At 69.5% G+C, this 16,618-nt stretch carries 13 protein-coding genes and 1 tRNA gene; 13 read left to right on the top strand and 1 reads right to left on the bottom strand.

Annotated elements, in window-relative coordinates:
- The first annotated feature begins 106 nt into the window (after positions 1–106).
- The 13 genes from ABD134_RS00610 (at position 107) to ilvA (ending at position 15,729) form a co-directional block, all read left to right on the top strand.
- On the top strand, positions 107–763 hold the full coding sequence (locus tag ABD134_RS00610) for a DedA family protein (protein ID WP_344227579.1): 657 nt from the start codon (positions 107–109) through the stop codon (positions 761–763).
- On the top strand, positions 756–1,994 hold the full coding sequence (locus tag ABD134_RS00615; protein WP_344225764.1) for an adenosine deaminase: 1,239 nt from the start codon (positions 756–758) through the stop codon (positions 1,992–1,994). The genes ABD134_RS00610 and ABD134_RS00615 overlap by 8 nt, the downstream gene beginning before the upstream one ends.
- Positions 1,991–2,794: a MazG nucleotide pyrophosphohydrolase domain-containing protein gene (locus tag ABD134_RS00620; protein ID WP_344225766.1), complete on the top strand. Its 804-nt coding sequence runs from the start codon at positions 1,991–1,993 to the stop codon at positions 2,792–2,794. Before ABD134_RS00615 ends, ABD134_RS00620 begins: the two co-directional genes overlap by 4 nt.
- 115 nt (positions 2,795–2,909) lie before the next feature.
- Entirely contained in the window at positions 2,910–4,196 is a 1,287-nt protein-coding gene (gene eno / locus ABD134_RS00625) for a phosphopyruvate hydratase (protein WP_344225768.1), read from the top strand.
- Positions 4,197–4,407: 211 nt separating this feature from the next.
- A complete protein-coding gene (locus tag ABD134_RS00630) occupies positions 4,408–5,394 on the top strand; it encodes a septum formation initiator family protein (protein ID WP_344225770.1) in 987 nt (328 codons plus the stop codon).
- 53 nt (positions 5,395–5,447) lie between these two features.
- Complete coding sequence (locus ABD134_RS00635; RefSeq protein ID WP_344225772.1) at positions 5,448–7,148, top strand: DUF501 domain-containing protein; 1,701 nt, start codon at positions 5,448–5,450, stop codon at positions 7,146–7,148.
- Positions 7,149–7,225: 77 nt separating this feature from the next.
- Entirely contained in the window at positions 7,226–8,695 is a 1,470-nt protein-coding gene (locus tag ABD134_RS00640) for a S8 family peptidase (RefSeq protein WP_378108421.1), read from the top strand.
- Between the two features lie 122 nt (positions 8,696–8,817).
- Positions 8,818–10,239: an NAD(P)/FAD-dependent oxidoreductase gene (locus ABD134_RS00645; RefSeq protein WP_344225773.1), complete on the top strand. Its 1,422-nt coding sequence runs from the start codon at positions 8,818–8,820 to the stop codon at positions 10,237–10,239.
- 79 nt (positions 10,240–10,318) lie between these two features.
- A tRNA-Leu gene (locus tag ABD134_RS00650) sits at positions 10,319–10,392 on the top strand.
- A 213-nt stretch (positions 10,393–10,605) separates the two neighbouring features.
- On the top strand, positions 10,606–11,511 hold the full coding sequence (locus tag ABD134_RS00655; protein ID WP_344225774.1) for a Bax inhibitor-1/YccA family protein: 906 nt from the start codon (positions 10,606–10,608) through the stop codon (positions 11,509–11,511).
- Between the two features lie 89 nt (positions 11,512–11,600).
- Positions 11,601–12,704, top strand: a complete 1,104-nt coding sequence (locus ABD134_RS00660) for an aldose 1-epimerase family protein (RefSeq protein WP_344225775.1) — start codon at positions 11,601–11,603, stop codon at positions 12,702–12,704.
- Entirely contained in the window at positions 12,701–14,428 is a 1,728-nt protein-coding gene (locus tag ABD134_RS00665) for an AI-2E family transporter (RefSeq protein ID WP_344225777.1), read from the top strand. Before ABD134_RS00660 ends, ABD134_RS00665 begins: the two co-directional genes overlap by 4 nt.
- Positions 14,428–15,729, top strand: a complete 1,302-nt coding sequence (gene ilvA, locus ABD134_RS00670; protein ID WP_378108491.1) for a threonine ammonia-lyase — start codon at positions 14,428–14,430, stop codon at positions 15,727–15,729. Before ABD134_RS00665 ends, ilvA begins: the two co-directional genes overlap by 1 nt.
- Positions 15,730–15,904: 175 nt before the next feature.
- Here ilvA and ABD134_RS00675 read toward each other — a convergent pair whose 3' ends face one another.
- The gene (locus tag ABD134_RS00675; RefSeq protein ID WP_344225779.1) at positions 15,905–16,549 is read right to left on the bottom strand and encodes a GOLPH3/VPS74 family protein; all 645 of its coding nucleotides are present in this window, start codon (positions 16,547–16,549) and stop codon (positions 15,905–15,907) included.
- Positions 16,550–16,618: the final 69 nt, after the last annotated feature.

The following is a 16,618-nucleotide window of genomic DNA, read 5'->3' on the forward strand; positions in this document are numbered from 1 at the left end:
AGACGACCCTGAAGACAACCCTGAACCAGCCCTGAGAAGGCCCGGATCCGCCGCGAAAAGTGCGGTCCCGGGCCTTCCGGTCGCCTAGGCTGAACGGGTGCTCCAGATGATCGAAGACGTGGTCCTCCATGCCGCCGGGCAGTGGTGGATCCTGCTCGCGGTCTACCTGCTGTGCACGATCGACGGCTTCTTCCCCGTGGTGCCCTCGGAGTCCGTGCTGGTGGCACTGGCCTCCATCTCCGGAACCGGGGACACCGTCTCCCTGTGGTGGGTCTGGTTGATCGGTGCCCTCGGGGCGATCACCGGGGACCAGATCGCCTATGCCCTCGGCCGGGGGATCGGGATCACCCGGTTCCGCTGGATGCGCAGCCGCAGCGTGGTCCGTGCCGTCGCCACAGCCCGTGCCGCCCTGGACGGACACGGCGCGCTGGTGATCTGCACGGCCCGGTACATCCCGGGCGGACGGGTGGCGGTGAACTACACCGCCGGGGCCACCGGGTACCCGCGGCTGAGGTTCACCCTGCTGGACATCTTCGCCGCGTTCCTCTGGTCGGCGTACTCGATCGGGATCGCCCGGGCCACAGCGGGGTGGCTGGACAACACGCTGCTGCAGATCATCGTGGCGCTGGTCGCGGCGGCCGCCGTCGGCTGGCTGGTGGACCTCATCCTGAAGAGGATCCTGCTCCGGCTGGCGGAACGGAAGCAGGCGGCTGGCGGGGGACTGCGGGCCGAGACCGCTACCGTAGACTCGCCATGTGACTGACGCGATCGAATTCTCCGCCCCCTCGCCCCTCGACGTCGATCTGGCAGCGTTGCCCAAGATCAGCCTCCACGACCACCTCGATGGGGGCCTGCGACCGGCCACCATCCTCGACCTCGCCAGCCAGATCGGCCACGAACTGCCCGTAGACACCGCCGATGCGTTGGCGGAGTGGTTCGCCGAGTCTGCGAACTCAGGCACCCTCGAGCGCTACCTCGAGACCTTCGACCACACGATCGCTGTCATGCAGACGGCCGAGGGGCTTCGGCGGGTGGCTCGCGAGTTCGTGGAAGACCTCGTGGAGGACGGCATCGTCTATGCCGAGGTCCGCTGGGCCCCCGAACAGCACACGGCCGGGGGACTGACCCTGGACCAGGCCGTCGAGGCGGTCCAGGCCGGACTCGACGAGGGTGTGGAGAACGCCGAGGACGCGGGAGCCCCGATCCGCGTCGGCCAGCTCATCACGGCCATGCGCCAGAACGACCGCTCCCAGGAGATCGCCGAGCTGGCCGTGCGCCACCGCGGTGTCGGCGGATCCGGAGGCTCCGCCGGCGCCGGAGCGGTCGGATTCGACATCGCCGGACCGGAGGCCGGATTCCCGCCGTCACGCTTCACCGAGGCCTTCACCTGGCTGGCCGGCCAGCGTTTCCCGGCCACCGTCCACGCCGGTGAGTCGGACGGCCTCGAGTCCATCAACGACGCCCTGGTCAACGGCCGCGCGCTGCGTCTCGGCCACGGCGTGCGGATCGCTGACGACATCACGGTGGAGTTCAACGCCGTGGACGAGAACGGAGAGCAGGTCGGCGAGGACAACGCCCTCGTGGACCTCGGCTCCACGGCCGCCTGGGTCCGTGACCGCGGCATCGCGCTGGAGATCTGCCCGTCCTCGAATCTGCAGACCGGCGCCGTGGCCGCCTACGGCGGCACGGTCTCCACGCATCCGATCGACATGCTGGCCCAACTGGGGTTCCGTGTGACCATCAACCCGGACAACCGCCTGATGAGCGGGGTCTCCCTCACCGACGAGCTGTACCTGATCGCTGAGGTGTTCAGCTACTCGCTGGAGGAATTGCTGGACTTCCAGCTCAACGCCGCCGAGGCCGCCTTCCTGCCCCTTGAGGACCGCGAGGCCCTGGCCGAGCTGCTGGTCGAGGCCTGGGGCGAGGTCATCTCCAGCGGCGGGACCGGGGACGGCCCGGTGCGTCTGGAGGCCCTCGACGACGAGGACGCGTGAGCGACGCGGTCGACCGGCTCGTCTGGGTGGTCGCCCAGTTGCGGGAGCACTGCCCGTGGACGCGGCGGCTGACCCATGCCGTGCTGACCGAGTACCTGATCGAGGAGGCATACGAGGCCGTCGAGGTGATCGAGTCCGCGCCACCGGACAGCTGGCCTGTGGGGGCACTGGCCGACGGTACCTACGAGAAGCTTCGGTTGGAGATGGGGGACGTGCTCTTCCAGGTCGTCCTGCACGCGGCGATCGCCGAGGGAGCCGGTGGCTTCACCTTCGACGGCACGGCCCAGGCCATCACGGACAAGATGATCCGCCGAAATCCCCACGTCTTCCATGCCGACGGGTCCCTGCGCGAGCCGAAGGACCTGGCGGCCGCGAGACTGGAGGACATCGAGAAGAACTGGGAGCGCATCAAGAAGGCGGAGCGCGCAACCAGGACAGTTGAGACGATTGCCGGGCTCCCGGGGCAGGAGCCCGGCGCCGACCCGCCGACCGGTGCCGTCGTCTCGCCTGCCACCTCACCGGCGGCCTTCGCCGAGGTCCCCGCCCACCTGCCCGCCCTGGCAGCCGCCGCGAAGGTCGTGGACCGGGCCGCCCGGCAACCGGTGGACCCGCTGCCGGATCCAGGTCCGCCGCCGTCGGGCCTGGATCCGCTGGTGCTGCAGGACGAGGCGGAGCTGGGCGCCGAGCTGTTCCGGCTGGTCCAGCGCTCCCGTGCCGCGGGGCTCGATCCCGAGCGAGCGCTGAGGCAACACCTGGCCGTGCTCCGTCACGACCTCTCGGGGACGGACCCGACGGGCTAGGCTGAACCCGCATCGCCCCCGCGGTACCGCAACCTGCGCCACGGCGCCCGCCCGGACCGTCAAGCCACACCGGTTCTGACGCTCTACCACCGACAGTCTTCAAAGGAGACCGCACATGGCCCTGATCGACGCCATCCATGCCCGTGAAATCCTCGATTCCCGCGGTAACCCCACCGTTGAGGTGGAGGTGCTGCTGACCGATGGCTCCCTCGGCCGCGCCGCCGTTCCCTCGGGCGCCTCCACGGGAGAGTTCGAAGCGGTCGAACGCCGCGATGGTGACCAGGGCCGCTATCTCGGCAAGGGTGTGCTGGGTGCCGTCAACGCCGTCATCGAGAACATCGCGGACGAGCTGGAGGGGGAGGACGCCACGGACCAGCGTCTCATCGACACCCTGATGATCGACCTGGACGGCACTGAGAACAAGGGCACCCTGGGCGCCAACGCCATCCTCGGCGTCTCGCTGGCCGTGGCCAACGCGGCCGCCGCCTCCTCGGACCTCTCCCTGTTCAAGTACCTGGGCGGCCCGAACGCCCACGTGCTTCCCGTGCCGATGATGAACATCCTCAACGGCGGCGCCCACGCCGACTCGAACGTGGACATCCAGGAGTTCATGGTCGCCCCGATCGGTGCACCGAGCTTCTCTGAGGCCCTGCGCTGGGGCGCCGAGGTCTATCACACGCTCAAGAAGGTGCTGCAGGAGCGCGGGCTCGGCACCGGTCTGGGAGACGAGGGCGGTTTCGCCCCGTCCCTGCCGTCCAACCGCGCCGCCCTGGACCTGATCACCGAGGCCATCACCCAGGCCGGCTACACCCCGGGCACGGACATCGCCCTCGCCCTGGACGTGGCGTCCTCAGAGTTCTGCTCGAACGCCACCTACACCTTCGAGGGTGAGCAGAAGAGTGCGGCGGACATGATCGCGTACTACGAGGAGCTGGCCGCGAACTACCCGCTGATCTCCATCGAGGACCCGCTGGACGAGAACGACTGGGAGGGCTGGCAGCAGCTCACCGCCTCGCTGGGAGACGCGGTCCAGCTCGTAGGCGACGACCTGTTCGTCACCAACCCGGAGCGCCTGCAGCGGGGCATCGACGAGAAGTCGGGCAACGCTCTGCTGGTCAAGGTCAACCAGATCGGCTCCCTGACCGAGACCTTTGACGCGATCTCCCTGGCCCAGCGCCACCAGTTCCACTGCATGATCTCCCACCGCTCCGGCGAGACCGAGGACACCTTCATCGCCGACCTGTCCGTGGCCACCAACGCCGGCCAGATCAAGACCGGTGCCCCGGCGCGCTCGGACCGGGTGGCGAAGTACAACCAGCTGCTGCGCATCGAGGAGGAACTGGGCGACTCCGCGATCTACGCGGGCACCTCGGCCTTCCCGCGATTCACCGCCCGCGCCTGACCGGCTGACCCGCAACCTCCCACGACCCCGTTCCCGGGCCTCCGGGAGCGGGGTTGCGGTGTTTAACGGCGAAAGCCCGGCAAACGCCCGGGTAACCGCTCGGCGCGCTGTCCCGACGCCGGCCGGATCAGCCGTTATCGTCAGAGGGACCCGGGGGAGACGGCCGGGCTTCACGTCAGAAATTCTGTTCAGGATGGGCACGGAGGTACAGGTGGCAACTCGTCGTCCGCGCGTCCCCAAAACGTCCCAACGGCAGCTGGCCGAGGTGGGGTCCGGGGCCGCCCAGCGCACTGGCACCCCCGGGCCCGGCTCGACGCCACACCTGGTGGGCGGCCACTCCGCGAAGGTCATCCCCCTCGACGCGGCGCCGTCGCGCCAATCCCCTGAACCCGTCACATCTCTCGCACCCCGTGAGCCGGTGGACCCGGCGTCTGCCGACCGGCGGCCCGCCGCCCGGGTGCTGAACGGTTCCCCGGCGTCCCCCGACGCGGAGGCCTCGGACGGATCCGGGCCCATCCTGGACGACGCCGCGGATCCGGCAGACACCGTGGCCGGCCCGTCTCCGGAACCGACTCCCGGGCAGCGCCGGGCCGATGAACGCCGCAACCTGTTGCGCCGCTCCGTGCCCCGTGGCCATGGGCGGAGCTCCGCCAGGACTCCGGCCTGGACTCCAGACCGCGCTCCGGGCCGTTCCAGCGGGGCCGCGACGGCGCCGTCGTCGACCCGGTCTCCAGGTGCCTCATCGACTCCGGCTTTCTCTGCTGCCACAGCGGTGTCCACGCCGGGCCTGGCCCTGGTCCCGGTCGAACCCGTCCCAGCCCGCAACCTCACCGGCCGCTCCGTGGCCTTCCTGGTGGTGCTCTTCGTGGCCGCGGTGCTCCTGGCACCGACCCTGCGGGTCTTCCTGGACCAGCAGGCCGAGCTCCGTGCCGTCCAGGAGGAGATCGCCGCCGAGCAGCAGCTGCAGCAGGACCTCACGAGCGAGATCGCCCGCTGGGAGGACCCGGCCTACATCCAGCAGCAGGCGCGCGAACGTTTCAACCTCGTCATGCCCGGGGAGCAGACCTACATGGTCATCGGCGGCGACGAGACCGTGGAGGACCCCGTGCCGCCGCCGGCCAGCCCGAGCGAGGTCAACCAGGACATGCCGTGGGCGGATGCCTTGCTGGACTCCGTGGTGCGTGCCGGGACCGACTAGGCTGGAGCACTTGTCACCAGCATCAACGCATCGACTGAGGCAAGATCATCACCATGACGCAGAATCAGGACCGCACCCCCACGCAGCAGGACTTGGACACCATCAGCCTGCAACTGAACCGGCCTGCCCGTGATGTGGTCGAGATCGGCGCCCGGTGCGTGTGCGGCAATCCGCTGGTGGCCACCACCGCTCCCCGCCTGTCCAACGGGATCCCCTTTCCCACCACGTTCTACCTGACCCACCCGGTCTTGACGGCCGCCGTCTCCCGGCTCGAGGCGTCCGGTGCGATGACCGAGATGTCCGAACGGCTGCAGCAGGATGACGAGCTGTCCGCCCGCTACCGGAGTGCGCACGAGGCCTACCTGTCCGAGCGTGACCGGGTGGGCCGGGTGGCCGGCACGGACGAGGTTCCCGAGATCTCGGGCATCTCCGCCGGCGGCATGCCCGAACGGGTCAAGTGCCTGCACGTCCTGGTGGGGCATTCGCTCGCCGCAGGGCCCGGTGTGAACCCCCTCGGGGACGAGGCGCTCGAACGCATGCGGGATGACTGGACCGCGGAGACCTGCTGGTGTGCCGGCGCTTGGGATCCCGGGGCACCCGTGCCGAGCAGGGACCTCAGCCGCCACGTGAAGCGGCTCGCGGGGGAGCGGAATCCCGTGCAGACCCCCCTGCAGGGTACGGCCCCACGTTCGCCAGGCAGCAAGGACAACGAAGCCAACACCCGGAAGGGCGACGACGGCGGCCCCGGCCCGGACAGGACCGTCGCCGCGATCGATTGCGGGACCAACTCCATCCGCCTGCTCGTGGCACGCCTCGAATCTCCGACAGACCAGACGGAAGATCAGGCCGGGACCGGCAGCACGGCTGCCCCCCGGCTCGTGGACCTGCATCGCGAGATGCGCGTGGTCCGGCTGGGCGAAGGAGTGGACGCCACCGGCCGGTTGTCCGAGTCTGCCATGCAGCGCACCTTCGCCGCCACGGAGGACTACGCCGCCATCATCCGCGACCTCGGGGCCACCTCCGTCCGGTTCGTCGCCACCTCGGCCAGCCGCGACGCCGCCAATGCCGCCGACTTCACCGCCGGAATCCGCGAACGCCTGGGCGTGGACCCTGAGATCGTCACGGGGGACGAGGAGGCGGCGCTGTCCTTCGCCGGCGCGGCCTCCAGCCACGCGGCCGCCGGGCCGGTGCTCGTGGTGGACCTGGGCGGCGGATCCACCGAGTTCGTCCTCGGAACGCTGTCCGGCCCCGGAGGGACAGGGCCGCAGGTCACCCACGCCCTCAGCGTCAAGATGGGCTGCGTCCGGTTCACCGAGCGCCATCTGCGGACCGACCCTCCGACCGAGGCCGAGATCCAGGCAGCGGTGCAGGACATCGAGGACGCCCTGGACGAGGCCGAGGCGAGCATCCCTCTGGGGGAGGTGGCCGCCGTCGTCGGTGTGGCCGGGACCGTGACCACGGTGACCGCCGCCGCACTGGGCCTGGAGGCCTATGACCCCGGCGTCATCCACGGCACCGAGCTGGACGTGGACATCATCGGTGACACCGCCGGGCGACTGCTGGCGGCGACCCGTGACGAACGAGCCGCACTGCCCTACATGCACCCGGGCCGCGTGGACGTGATCGGCGCGGGCGCCCTCATCTGGTCGATGATCCTGCGCCGGGTGGCGCGGGCCGGCCATGGTGCGGTCACCACGGCCATCGCGTCCGAGCACGACATCCTGGACGGGATCGCCCTGTCCCAGACAGCATGAGCGGCTGCCGGTCCGGACAGTGGGGGAGGGGCCCACTCCTCGGCGGCCGACCGTCCCGCCCCTCCCGCCTGACTGCAGTGCCCCTGGCCACCGTGCTGGCGGTCCCCGTGCTCACCGCCGCCCTCGTCGCCGGACCAGTGCTCTTGCCGCCTCCGGCCGCCGGCTGGACCGACCCCGGAGCATCCGGCGCGCCCGGTGCAGCGGGCTGGCTGGCCTTGCCCGCCGCCTCCGCGGATGAATGGCGGGACCGGCAGTACTGGCTCGAGGAGTACGGCTTCCGCGACGCGTGGGGGACCAGCCAGGGCGAGGGCGTCACGGTCGCGGTGATCGACACCGGCATCGACGCGGAGCATCCCGACCTGAGCGGCCAGGTGGCCGGGGGCATCGACGTCTCCGGAGCGGGCAACGAGTCCGGCACCGAACCGGTCGGGGAGATGGCCGAACACGGCACCCTGGTGGCCTCGGTCCTGGCCGGACGAGGCAACAACGAGGCCGCGTTGCGCCGGGCCGAGGAGGAACGCCGATCAGCGAAGGCCACACCGACGCCCTCGACGTTGCCCTCCGGAGAGACCGGACCCACCCCGAGCCCCTCCGCCACGCCGACTCCGGACGGGGCCACCGGTGCCTGGCCGGACGGGATCGTGGGGGTGGCTCCCCGAGCCGAACTGCTGTCCATCTCGGTTCACCTCGGTGCCAGTAACCCCGGCGGCCCGTCCCCGGAGGATCAGATCGCCGAGGCCGTCACCTGGGCCGTGGACAACGGGGCGGACGTCATCAACATGTCCCTCGGCTCCACCCGTCAGGACTGGCCGGAGAGCTGGGACCGGGCTTTCCTGCACGCGGAGCAGAACGATGTGGTGGTGGTGGCCGCCGCCGGCAACCGCGCCTCCGGAACCCTGACCGCGGGCGCCCCGGCCACCATTCCCGGTGTGCTGACCGTGGCGGGTCTCAATCCGGATGGCACGGCCAGCTGGGACTCCTCCACAGAGGGGATCTCCATCGGGGTGGCCGCACCGGCTGACCCGCTGGTCGGCGCCGTGCCGGGCGGTGAGCGGAAGGAGTGGGCGGGAACCTCGGGAGCAGCCCCGCTCGTGGCCGGCCTGGCCGCCCTGATCCGGTCTGAGTACCCGGAGATGCCCGCCCACCAGGTCATCCACCGCATCCTGGCCACGGCCGAGGACGCCGGCGTCCCCGGCGAGGATCCGGTCTACGGCCACGGCATCATTGACGCCGCCGCGGCCGTGACGGCGGACGTCGGCGCCGTGGACCGCAATCCCCTGGACACCATCGCCGACTGGATCCGCGTGCACCGTCGCGCCGAGTCCTCCGGTGCCCCGACGCCCACCGCGAACCCGAACGGGGAGCCGGCTGAGCCGACGTCGACCCCGGACCCGCTGTCCACGGAGTTGCCGCAGGCGGCCGCCCCGGCCGATCCTGCCCCGGGTCTCCAGCCGGCGCTCGTGATCGGCACGGGCCTCGTGGTCGCGGGGCTGGCGGCCACCGCTGTGGTGCTGTACGTCCGGCAACGAGGATCACGGGAGCGTTGACCCACATCGGCAGCCTCGTCAGTCTCCATCAGGATCACTCCGGCACGTCCGTCGGGGAGCGAGACTTTGTGACTTTGTGAAAAGTTTCACGAAGTGCGGTGAGCGGGTCTAGGCTGTATCTCATGGCAATCACTCCGCAGCTGTCCCCGAAGCCCCGTGTCCTCATCGTCGGCGGCGGTTACGCCGGCCTGTACGTCGCCAAGAACCTGGAGAAGAAGGTCAAGGAGCGTGGCGGCGTCGTCACCCTCGTGGACCCGAACCCGTACATGACCTACCAGCCGTTCCTGCCGGAGGTCGTCGGCGGGAACATCGAGCCCCGGCACATCGTGGTGGACCACCGCACCCACCTGAAGAACTCCGAGATCGTCCAGGGCAAGGTCATCAAGGTCGAGCACTCCCGTAAGACGGCCACCGTTCAGACGCAGGACGGCTCTGAGTTCGAGATCCCGTACCAGGACGTCGTCATGACCGCCGGTGCCACCACCCGCGTGTTCCCGATTCCGGGCCTGGGCGAGGCCGGCATCGGCATGAAGACCGTGCAGGAGGCCGTGCAGCTGCGGAACCAGATCCTGGACCGCCTCGAGGCCGCCTCCACCATGACCGACGCCGTGGCCCGCAGCCGTGCCCTGACCTTCGCCGTCGTCGGCGGCGGCTTCAACGGCGTCGAGACCATCTCCGAGATGGAGGACCTGATCCGGTCCGTCATCAAGAAGAACCCCCGCCTGGCCCAGTCCGATGCCCGCATCGTCCTGATCGAGGCCATGGGCAAGATCATGCCGGAGGTCGGCGAGGACCAGGCCGTCGAGGTCGTCGAGCACCTGAAGTCACGCGGCATCGAGGTCCTGCTCAACACCTCGCTGGCCGGTGCCGAGGGCGGCGTCCTCAAGCTCATCAACATGCAGGACAAGTCCGACGCCGGCTCTTTCGAGACCGACACCCTCGTCTGGACCGCCGGGGTGGCCGCCAACGCCGTGGCCAAGCAGACCGATTTCCCGGTTGAACAGCGTGGCCGCATCGAGGTCACCCCGACCCTGCAGATCTCCGACGGTGACGGCGGGGTTCTCGAGGGTGCCTGGGGTGCCGGCGACGTGTGCGCCGTGCCGGACCTGACCGGCGACGGCCCCGGCGGCCACTGTGTTCCCAACGCCCAGCACGCCGTGCGCCAGGCCAAACGCCTCGCCGCCAACCTGCTGGCCGTGCGCTTCGGTGAGGGCGCCGTGGAGGAGTACGTCCACAAGTCCCTCGGTGCCGTGGCCGGCCTCGGCTTCGGCAAGGGCGTCGGCAACCCGATGGGCCTTAAGCTCAGCGGCGTCCCGGCGTGGCTGGCGCACCGCGGCTACCACGGCCTGGCCATGCCCACGTACGAGCGCAAGGCCCGCGTGGTCTCTGACTGGCTGCTGTCCGTGGTGTTCGGCCGCGACACCACGCCGATCGAGGGACTCGAGAACCCGCACAATCCCTTCCTCGAGGCAGCCGGCGGCGAGCTGAAGCCGGGTCGCTTCGACAATCCGAAGGTGTTGGAGTCCGCGAAGTCCTCGAAGTAGGTCTCGACGGGCTCGAAGTACGCTTCGGCTCTGCGGCGGCCCGGTACCCTTGAGGGGTTCCGGGCCGCCGTCGGATCCAGCCCCCATAGCCCAATTGGCAGAGGCAGGAGACTTAAAATCTCTGTGTTGTGGGTTCGAGTCCCACTGGGGGTACTGTCTTGACCTCCACTCCCGCCGCCCGGCACGGTTGTTCGCCCCCCACGGCCCGTTAAGCTGTCAGCGGAGGGAAGAGCTCCTCGTCCGTTGTCAGGTTGCTTTTCAGGTTCGGCAGATAGACTGAGAGCAGTCCCCATCACGTCCATGCCGCGCCACCCGGGCCGGAGAGTACGACCGTGGATTGCACGCGACCAGCAGAGGAGATGGCCAGTGGCCAACCCCGTCTTCAACAGCAAGAACTTCCAGGAACAGATGCACTCCGGCGACGGTCGGGGTGGCGCCGCCACGCAGCAGGCACCGGGCTGGTACCAGGGCGGCTCCCGGGGCCAGGCTCCGCAGGGCCAGGCCCAGCAGGGCTATTTCGGCCAGCAGGGCCAGAAGGCTCCGCAGGGACAGCAGTACACCCCGGAGCAGCTGGAGCAGATGTATGCCCAGCCAGCCGCCGGGCCCGCTGACACGGGCCGGATGAGCTACAACGACGTCATCGCCAAGACCGTCATCACGCTGCTGCTCGTCGTGGCCGGTGCGGCCGTGGGTTGGAACATGCCGGCCCTCATGCTGCCCGGCGCCATCGTCGGCCTGGTCCTGGGACTCGTCAATGCGTTCAAGCGCGAGCCCTCGCCCGTGCTCATCCTGCTCTATGCCGCCGCGCAGGGGTTGTTCCTCGGTGGGATCTCCGGTGTCTTCGAGCAGATGTGGCCGGGCATCGCCGTCCAGGCCGTGCTGGCCACGCTCTGCGTGTTCGCCGTGACCCTGGCGCTCTTCGCCTCCGGCAAGTGGCGCGTCTCCAAGAAGTCCGTGAAGATCTTCATGGTCGCGATGATCGGCTACGCGCTGTTCTCCGTGGTCAACCTGTTCCTGATGCTCTTCGGTGTCACCGACGCCATGTTCGGCCTCCGTGGCGAGTTCCCGCTGTTGGGTCTGGGCATCGGTCTCCTCGCCGTGTTCCTGGCCGCGTTCTCGCTGATCATGGACTTCACCGCGATCACCCAGGGTGTCCAGGCCGGGGCCCCGCAGAAGTACTCCTGGTCTGCCGCCTTCGGACTCACCGTGACATTGGTTTGGCTCTACGTCGAGATCCTGCGCATCCTGGCGATCCTGCGCGGCAGCGACTGACCACGCACGGAGCCGCCCACAGCCATCGGCTGGCCCCGCCCGGGAGGAACAATCCGGACGAGGCCAGCCGATTCTGGGTTAATGGAGCTATGAACGAGCCCGTGAACCGTCCCGCTGGTAGGTCTTCCGACCTGTCCTCCGAGCCCTCCGGTCAGTCGTCCCGCGAGCTCTCCGACAAGCCTGTCGATTCGCCTGCCGACCAGCGCGCCGGGCTGCACTTCGGGGGGTCCGCGGTGACGGGCACCCAGTACGTGCTGCGCCATGGCGGAGCCGAGGCCACCATCGCCTCACTGGCCGGTGCCCTGCGCCGCTATGAGGTGGGCGGAACGGCGTTGGTGGAGACCTACGGCCCGGATGAGATTCCGCCCTCGGCCTGTGGTATCCAGTTGTCCCCGTGGCCCAACCGGGTGCGGGACGGGCGCTGGACATTGGACGGTGCCACCCAGCAGCTCGACCTCACAGAACCCTCCCGCTCCAACGCCAGCCACGGGCTCCTGCGCAACACGGCGTTCGTCCCGGCCGAACAGTCGGACCGCCAGGTGATCCTCCGCGGCGAGATCCACCCCCAGCACGGTTACCCGTTCCGGCTCACCCACCAGGTCACCTACACCCTGGACGACGACGGCGCCCTCACGGTCCACCAGCAGCTCACCAACCATTCCGGCCGGCCGGCACCGGTCGCCTTCGGCGCCCACCCCTTCCTGCGGATCGGAGATGTTCCCAGTGAGGAACTGGTTCTGACCCTGCAGGCGGCCACCCGGGTGCTGTCCGATGATCGGCTCATCCCCACGGGGACGTTGCCGGTCCAGGGCACGTCTGAGGACTTCCGCGAGGGGCGGCAGGTGGGCGCCGGCCTGCTCGACGCGGCCTTCACCGATCTGGAGCCCGGCGAGGACGGCCTCCACCACCACACGCTGTCCGCGCCGGATGGGCGTAACGTGGAGCTCTGGACGGACCCGGCCTTCGGCTATGTCCACGTGTTCTTCACGGACCGTTTCCCCGGCCGGCACCGGGCGGTGGCGGTGGAACCGATGACTGCTCCGGCCAACGCCCTGAACAGCGGCGACGGATTGGTGTGGATCGGCCTGGGGGAGCACCTGGGCGCTGCCTGGGGCATCTCCCACCACCGCCCACTGCACAGTCCCTCTCATCTCTCACACGACCGTCCATACCCTGAGGAGGCAGTCCGTTGAGCACTCGCCCAGAGTCCGGGATTCCGGACGCTCCGGTTCCCGGGCTGCCCGAAGTCCCGGGCCCCCAGCCTGAGGCCCGGGTGCCGGACCCCCTCCTGACCGCTCCCGACCAGGCCAACCGGGTGGCTGCGGACGTTCCCTACGGACTGACGGTGGCTGCCGCCTGGTCCTGGCGAGTGCTGCTGGTCCTGGCGATGGCCGGAGCCGGCATCTGGCTCCTAAGCCACATCTCGCTCCTGGTCATCCCCCTGATCGTGGCGGCCCTGTTGTCCACCCTCCTCTCGCCGATCCACCAGCGGCTCGTGGCCTGGGGCATCCCGCGCGGACTGTCTGTGACCGGCATCATCCTCGGATTCATCGTCCTCGTCCTGGGCCTTCTCACCCTCGTCGGCCAGCAGCTCGCCGTGGGATTCACGGACATGCGGGACCAGATTGTGGTGGGCGTCCAGGGCATCGTCGCCTGGCTGGAGTCCTTCGGCGTCACCACGGACCAGTGGAACGACATCTTCTCGGACCTTGGTGAGGCGGTCCGGGCCAACAGCCAGACCATCCTCTCGGGTGCCCTGGGCTTCGGTTCCACCGCCGGAAACATCGCCGCCGGCACAGTGCTGGCCGTCTTCGCGCTGATCTTCTTCCTCTACGACGGCAAGAGGATCTGGCGGTTCTGCCTGAACTTCGTCCCCGCCCGCCATCGCAACGCCATCGACGGAGCCGGAGATGCCGGCTGGACCTCCCTCGGCAGCTACGTGCGGGTCCAGATCTTCGTGGCGTTCGTCGATGCCCTGGGCATCGGGCTGGGTGCCCTGATCCTCGGCGTGCCGCTGGCCCTGCCCCTCGGTGTTCTGGTGTTCTTCGGCTCGTTCATTCCCCTCGTGGGTGCCTTCCTGACCGGCGCGGTGGCCGTGACGCTGGCCCTGGTGGCCAACGGCGGGGTGAACGCCCTGATCATGCTCGGCGTGGTGCTCCTGGTCCAGCAGATCGAGGGCAACGTCCTGCAGCCGTTGGTCATGGGACGTGCGGTCAGCCTGCACCCGCTGGCCGTTTTCCTGGCCGTGGCCGGGGGCACCGCGGTGATGGGACTCGTCGGGGCAATCTTCGCTGTACCGCTGATGGCCTTCCTGAACGCCACCATCAAGTACTTCCACGCCAAGCCCTGGCTTGAGGACGGACCTGAACCCGCGGCCGCCTCGGACTACCGCGATATCCGACTCAAGGAACGCGCTGCTGGGCTGAAGGACCGGGCCGCCGGTCTCGAGGGGCCGTGGGGCCGAGCCTACGTGACCATCGACGGTGTGGTCCGCCGGGCCACGAGTGGTGTTGGCGGATCCGGCAGATCCGGTGACGCCGGTGACGGTGGCGACGGCGGAGCACCCGATAGCACCGGTGCTCCCAGCGCTGCCGAGAGTGCACTGTCAGCCAGGCGGCGACGTCAGGCGCGCCGCCAGCTCAAGCAGTCACAGTCCCGCTCGCGCTTCCTGCCCCACCGTTTCCGCAAGGATCGCGCCGCGAGTGCTGACACCGACCCTGACGCAGACCTTGATGCCAGAGCTGGAGCCAGCGCGGGTGGCGGACACGGTGTCGGCCCAGAGACCGATGCCGGTGCCAATGCTGACCCTGGGACCGGCACCTCGGGCAATCTTCGCGGCAGAGGGTCCGCAGGGGAGGACAATACGGGGATGGACCACTCCGGCCGCCGGCCGGACCAGAACGGAGGACCACAGTGATCACCACCCCCCAGAGCAGTGCGGATACCGCAACGGGTACGGCTGCCGACCGCGCGGAACTCCCGGGACTTCCCGTCACCCTGGCGGACATCGAGGAGGCCCGGAAACTGCTGGACGGGGTCATCGTCCCCACGCCGCTGGACCACTCCAGGGCCCTGGGCCGGCTCACCGGCTCCGTGGTGCACCTCAAATGCGAGAACCTGCAGCGTGCCGGCTCCTTCAAGGTGCGCGGCGCCTACGTCCGGATGGCAAAGCTCTCCGAGGACCAGCGCGCCCGCGGGGTGGTGGCGGCCTCTGCCGGCAACCACGCCCAGGGAGTGGCCCTGGCGGCCTCCAAGCTGGGAATCAAGGCGACCATCTTCATGCCCCGCGGCGTCGCGCTACCGAAATTGCAGGCCACGAAGGACCACGGCGCCGAGGTGATGCTGCACGGCAACAACGTGGATGAGGCCCTGTCTGAGGCGCAGCGGTATGCGGACGAGTCCGGCTCGGTCTTCATCCACCCCTTCGACAACGCCGACGTGGTGGCCGGCCAGGGCACGATCGGCCTGGAGATCCTCGAACAGGATCCGGAGATCGACACGCTGGTGTTGGGCATCGGTGGTGGCGGCCTGCTCGCCGGCGTGGCCGTGGCCGTCAAGGAGATGGCCCGCCGTCAGGGTCGGCACATCAACATCATCGGCGTCCAGGCGGAGAACGCCGCGGCCTACCCGCCGTCGCTGGCCGCAGACGCTGTGGTGCCGCTCTCCCATGTCTCGACCATCGCCGACGGCATCGCCGTGGGCAAGCCCGGCCAGATCCCCTTCCAGATCATCAAGGAACTCGTGGACGGGGTGGTCACGGTGTCAGAGGATGCGATCGCCAACGCCCTGGTGTTCCTGCTGGAGCGGTCCAAGATGGTGGTCGAGCCCGCCGGCGTGGTGGGCGTGGCCGCGTTGCTGGAGGGCAAGCTGGCCGAGCTCGGGATCGAGTCCAAGCACACCGTGGCCGTGCTCTCCGGCGGCAACGTGGACCCGATGCTGATGCTCAAGGTCATCCAGTCCGGCCTGGCCGCAGGCGGTCGCTACCTGACCGTCAAGATCTCTCTGCGCGACCGTCCCGGCGAACTGTCCAACATCTCCCGGATCATCTCCGAGACAGAGGCCAACGTCACCCGCGTGGACCACAGCCGCATCGGCGGCTCACTCAGCATGGGAGACGTGACCATCACGATCGACATGGAGACCCGTGGGCCGGAGCACTCCGAGCAGGTCCTGGGCCGGTTGCGCTCCTCCGGCTACCAGCCGATCGTGCAGCACTAGCCGGGTTCCTCTGAGTGGCTCGGGCATCCTGACTCCTGGGCATCACGTCACAGCCGCCAGGCCGGGACGAACCACGGGATGCCCGATGGTCCACCCTGGCCTATGCGCTCGGAACCAGTGTGGCGGGTGGCGTGGAGGACGAGGCGGACCAGGAGATGCGTACTCGGTTGGACCTTCAGCCAGCGCTGGTGGCCACCGTGGCCAGGGTGGACGCGGTGAAGGGATCCACCCGGCGCTTGACGGCCTCCACGGCCGGAATCCCGTGGGCGATCTCCTCGATGCGCCGGGTCAACTCGCGCCGGTCCAGCTGGCCACGGGCCGGGCCCAGCAGGCCGTGGGCTACGTTGAGGGCTTTGAGGAGGCCGAGTTCCGTCGCCTCGGCGAGGGTGGCCTGGCGGTCTCCGGCCAGCACCTGGCCCAGGCGCTCACGCAGGGCGATCTCCGCGGCGGGGCTGGTGATCATGAAGCGAGGCCCGCGAAGGAGACGGGACTCCTCGGTGACGACGCCCTGCTGGGCCAGGCTCCGGCCCACGGCCGTGTCCGGGTCGAGCTGGGAACGGCCGACCAGGGTGGAGATCTTCTGTCCCGACATCGAGTCCAGGGCCGGCAGGACGGCATCCAGCGGTTCGTGGCCGGTCATCCCGGCCCGCACCACGGTGACCTGCGGGTCCTTGCCCTCTCGGGCGATCTCGATCATCCCGAGCTCGGCGAGGTCGGCGACGGCGGCCGCCGCGAGCCCGTAGCGGCGGTACTTCCGCGCTCGGCCAGCCGTGCCGTGGTCCTTGGTCAGCAGCAGGTACATCTCTTCGACGATGAGCATGCCACCAACCTAACAAGGTGCCGGGCTGGCCGTCGCGTCCTGTCGGACATCCGTCCCACCCGGCGCGGG

The sequence above is a fragment of the Citricoccus alkalitolerans genome (assembly GCF_039528175.1).
Lineage (GTDB): Bacteria > Actinomycetota > Actinomycetes > Actinomycetales > Micrococcaceae > Citricoccus > Citricoccus alkalitolerans.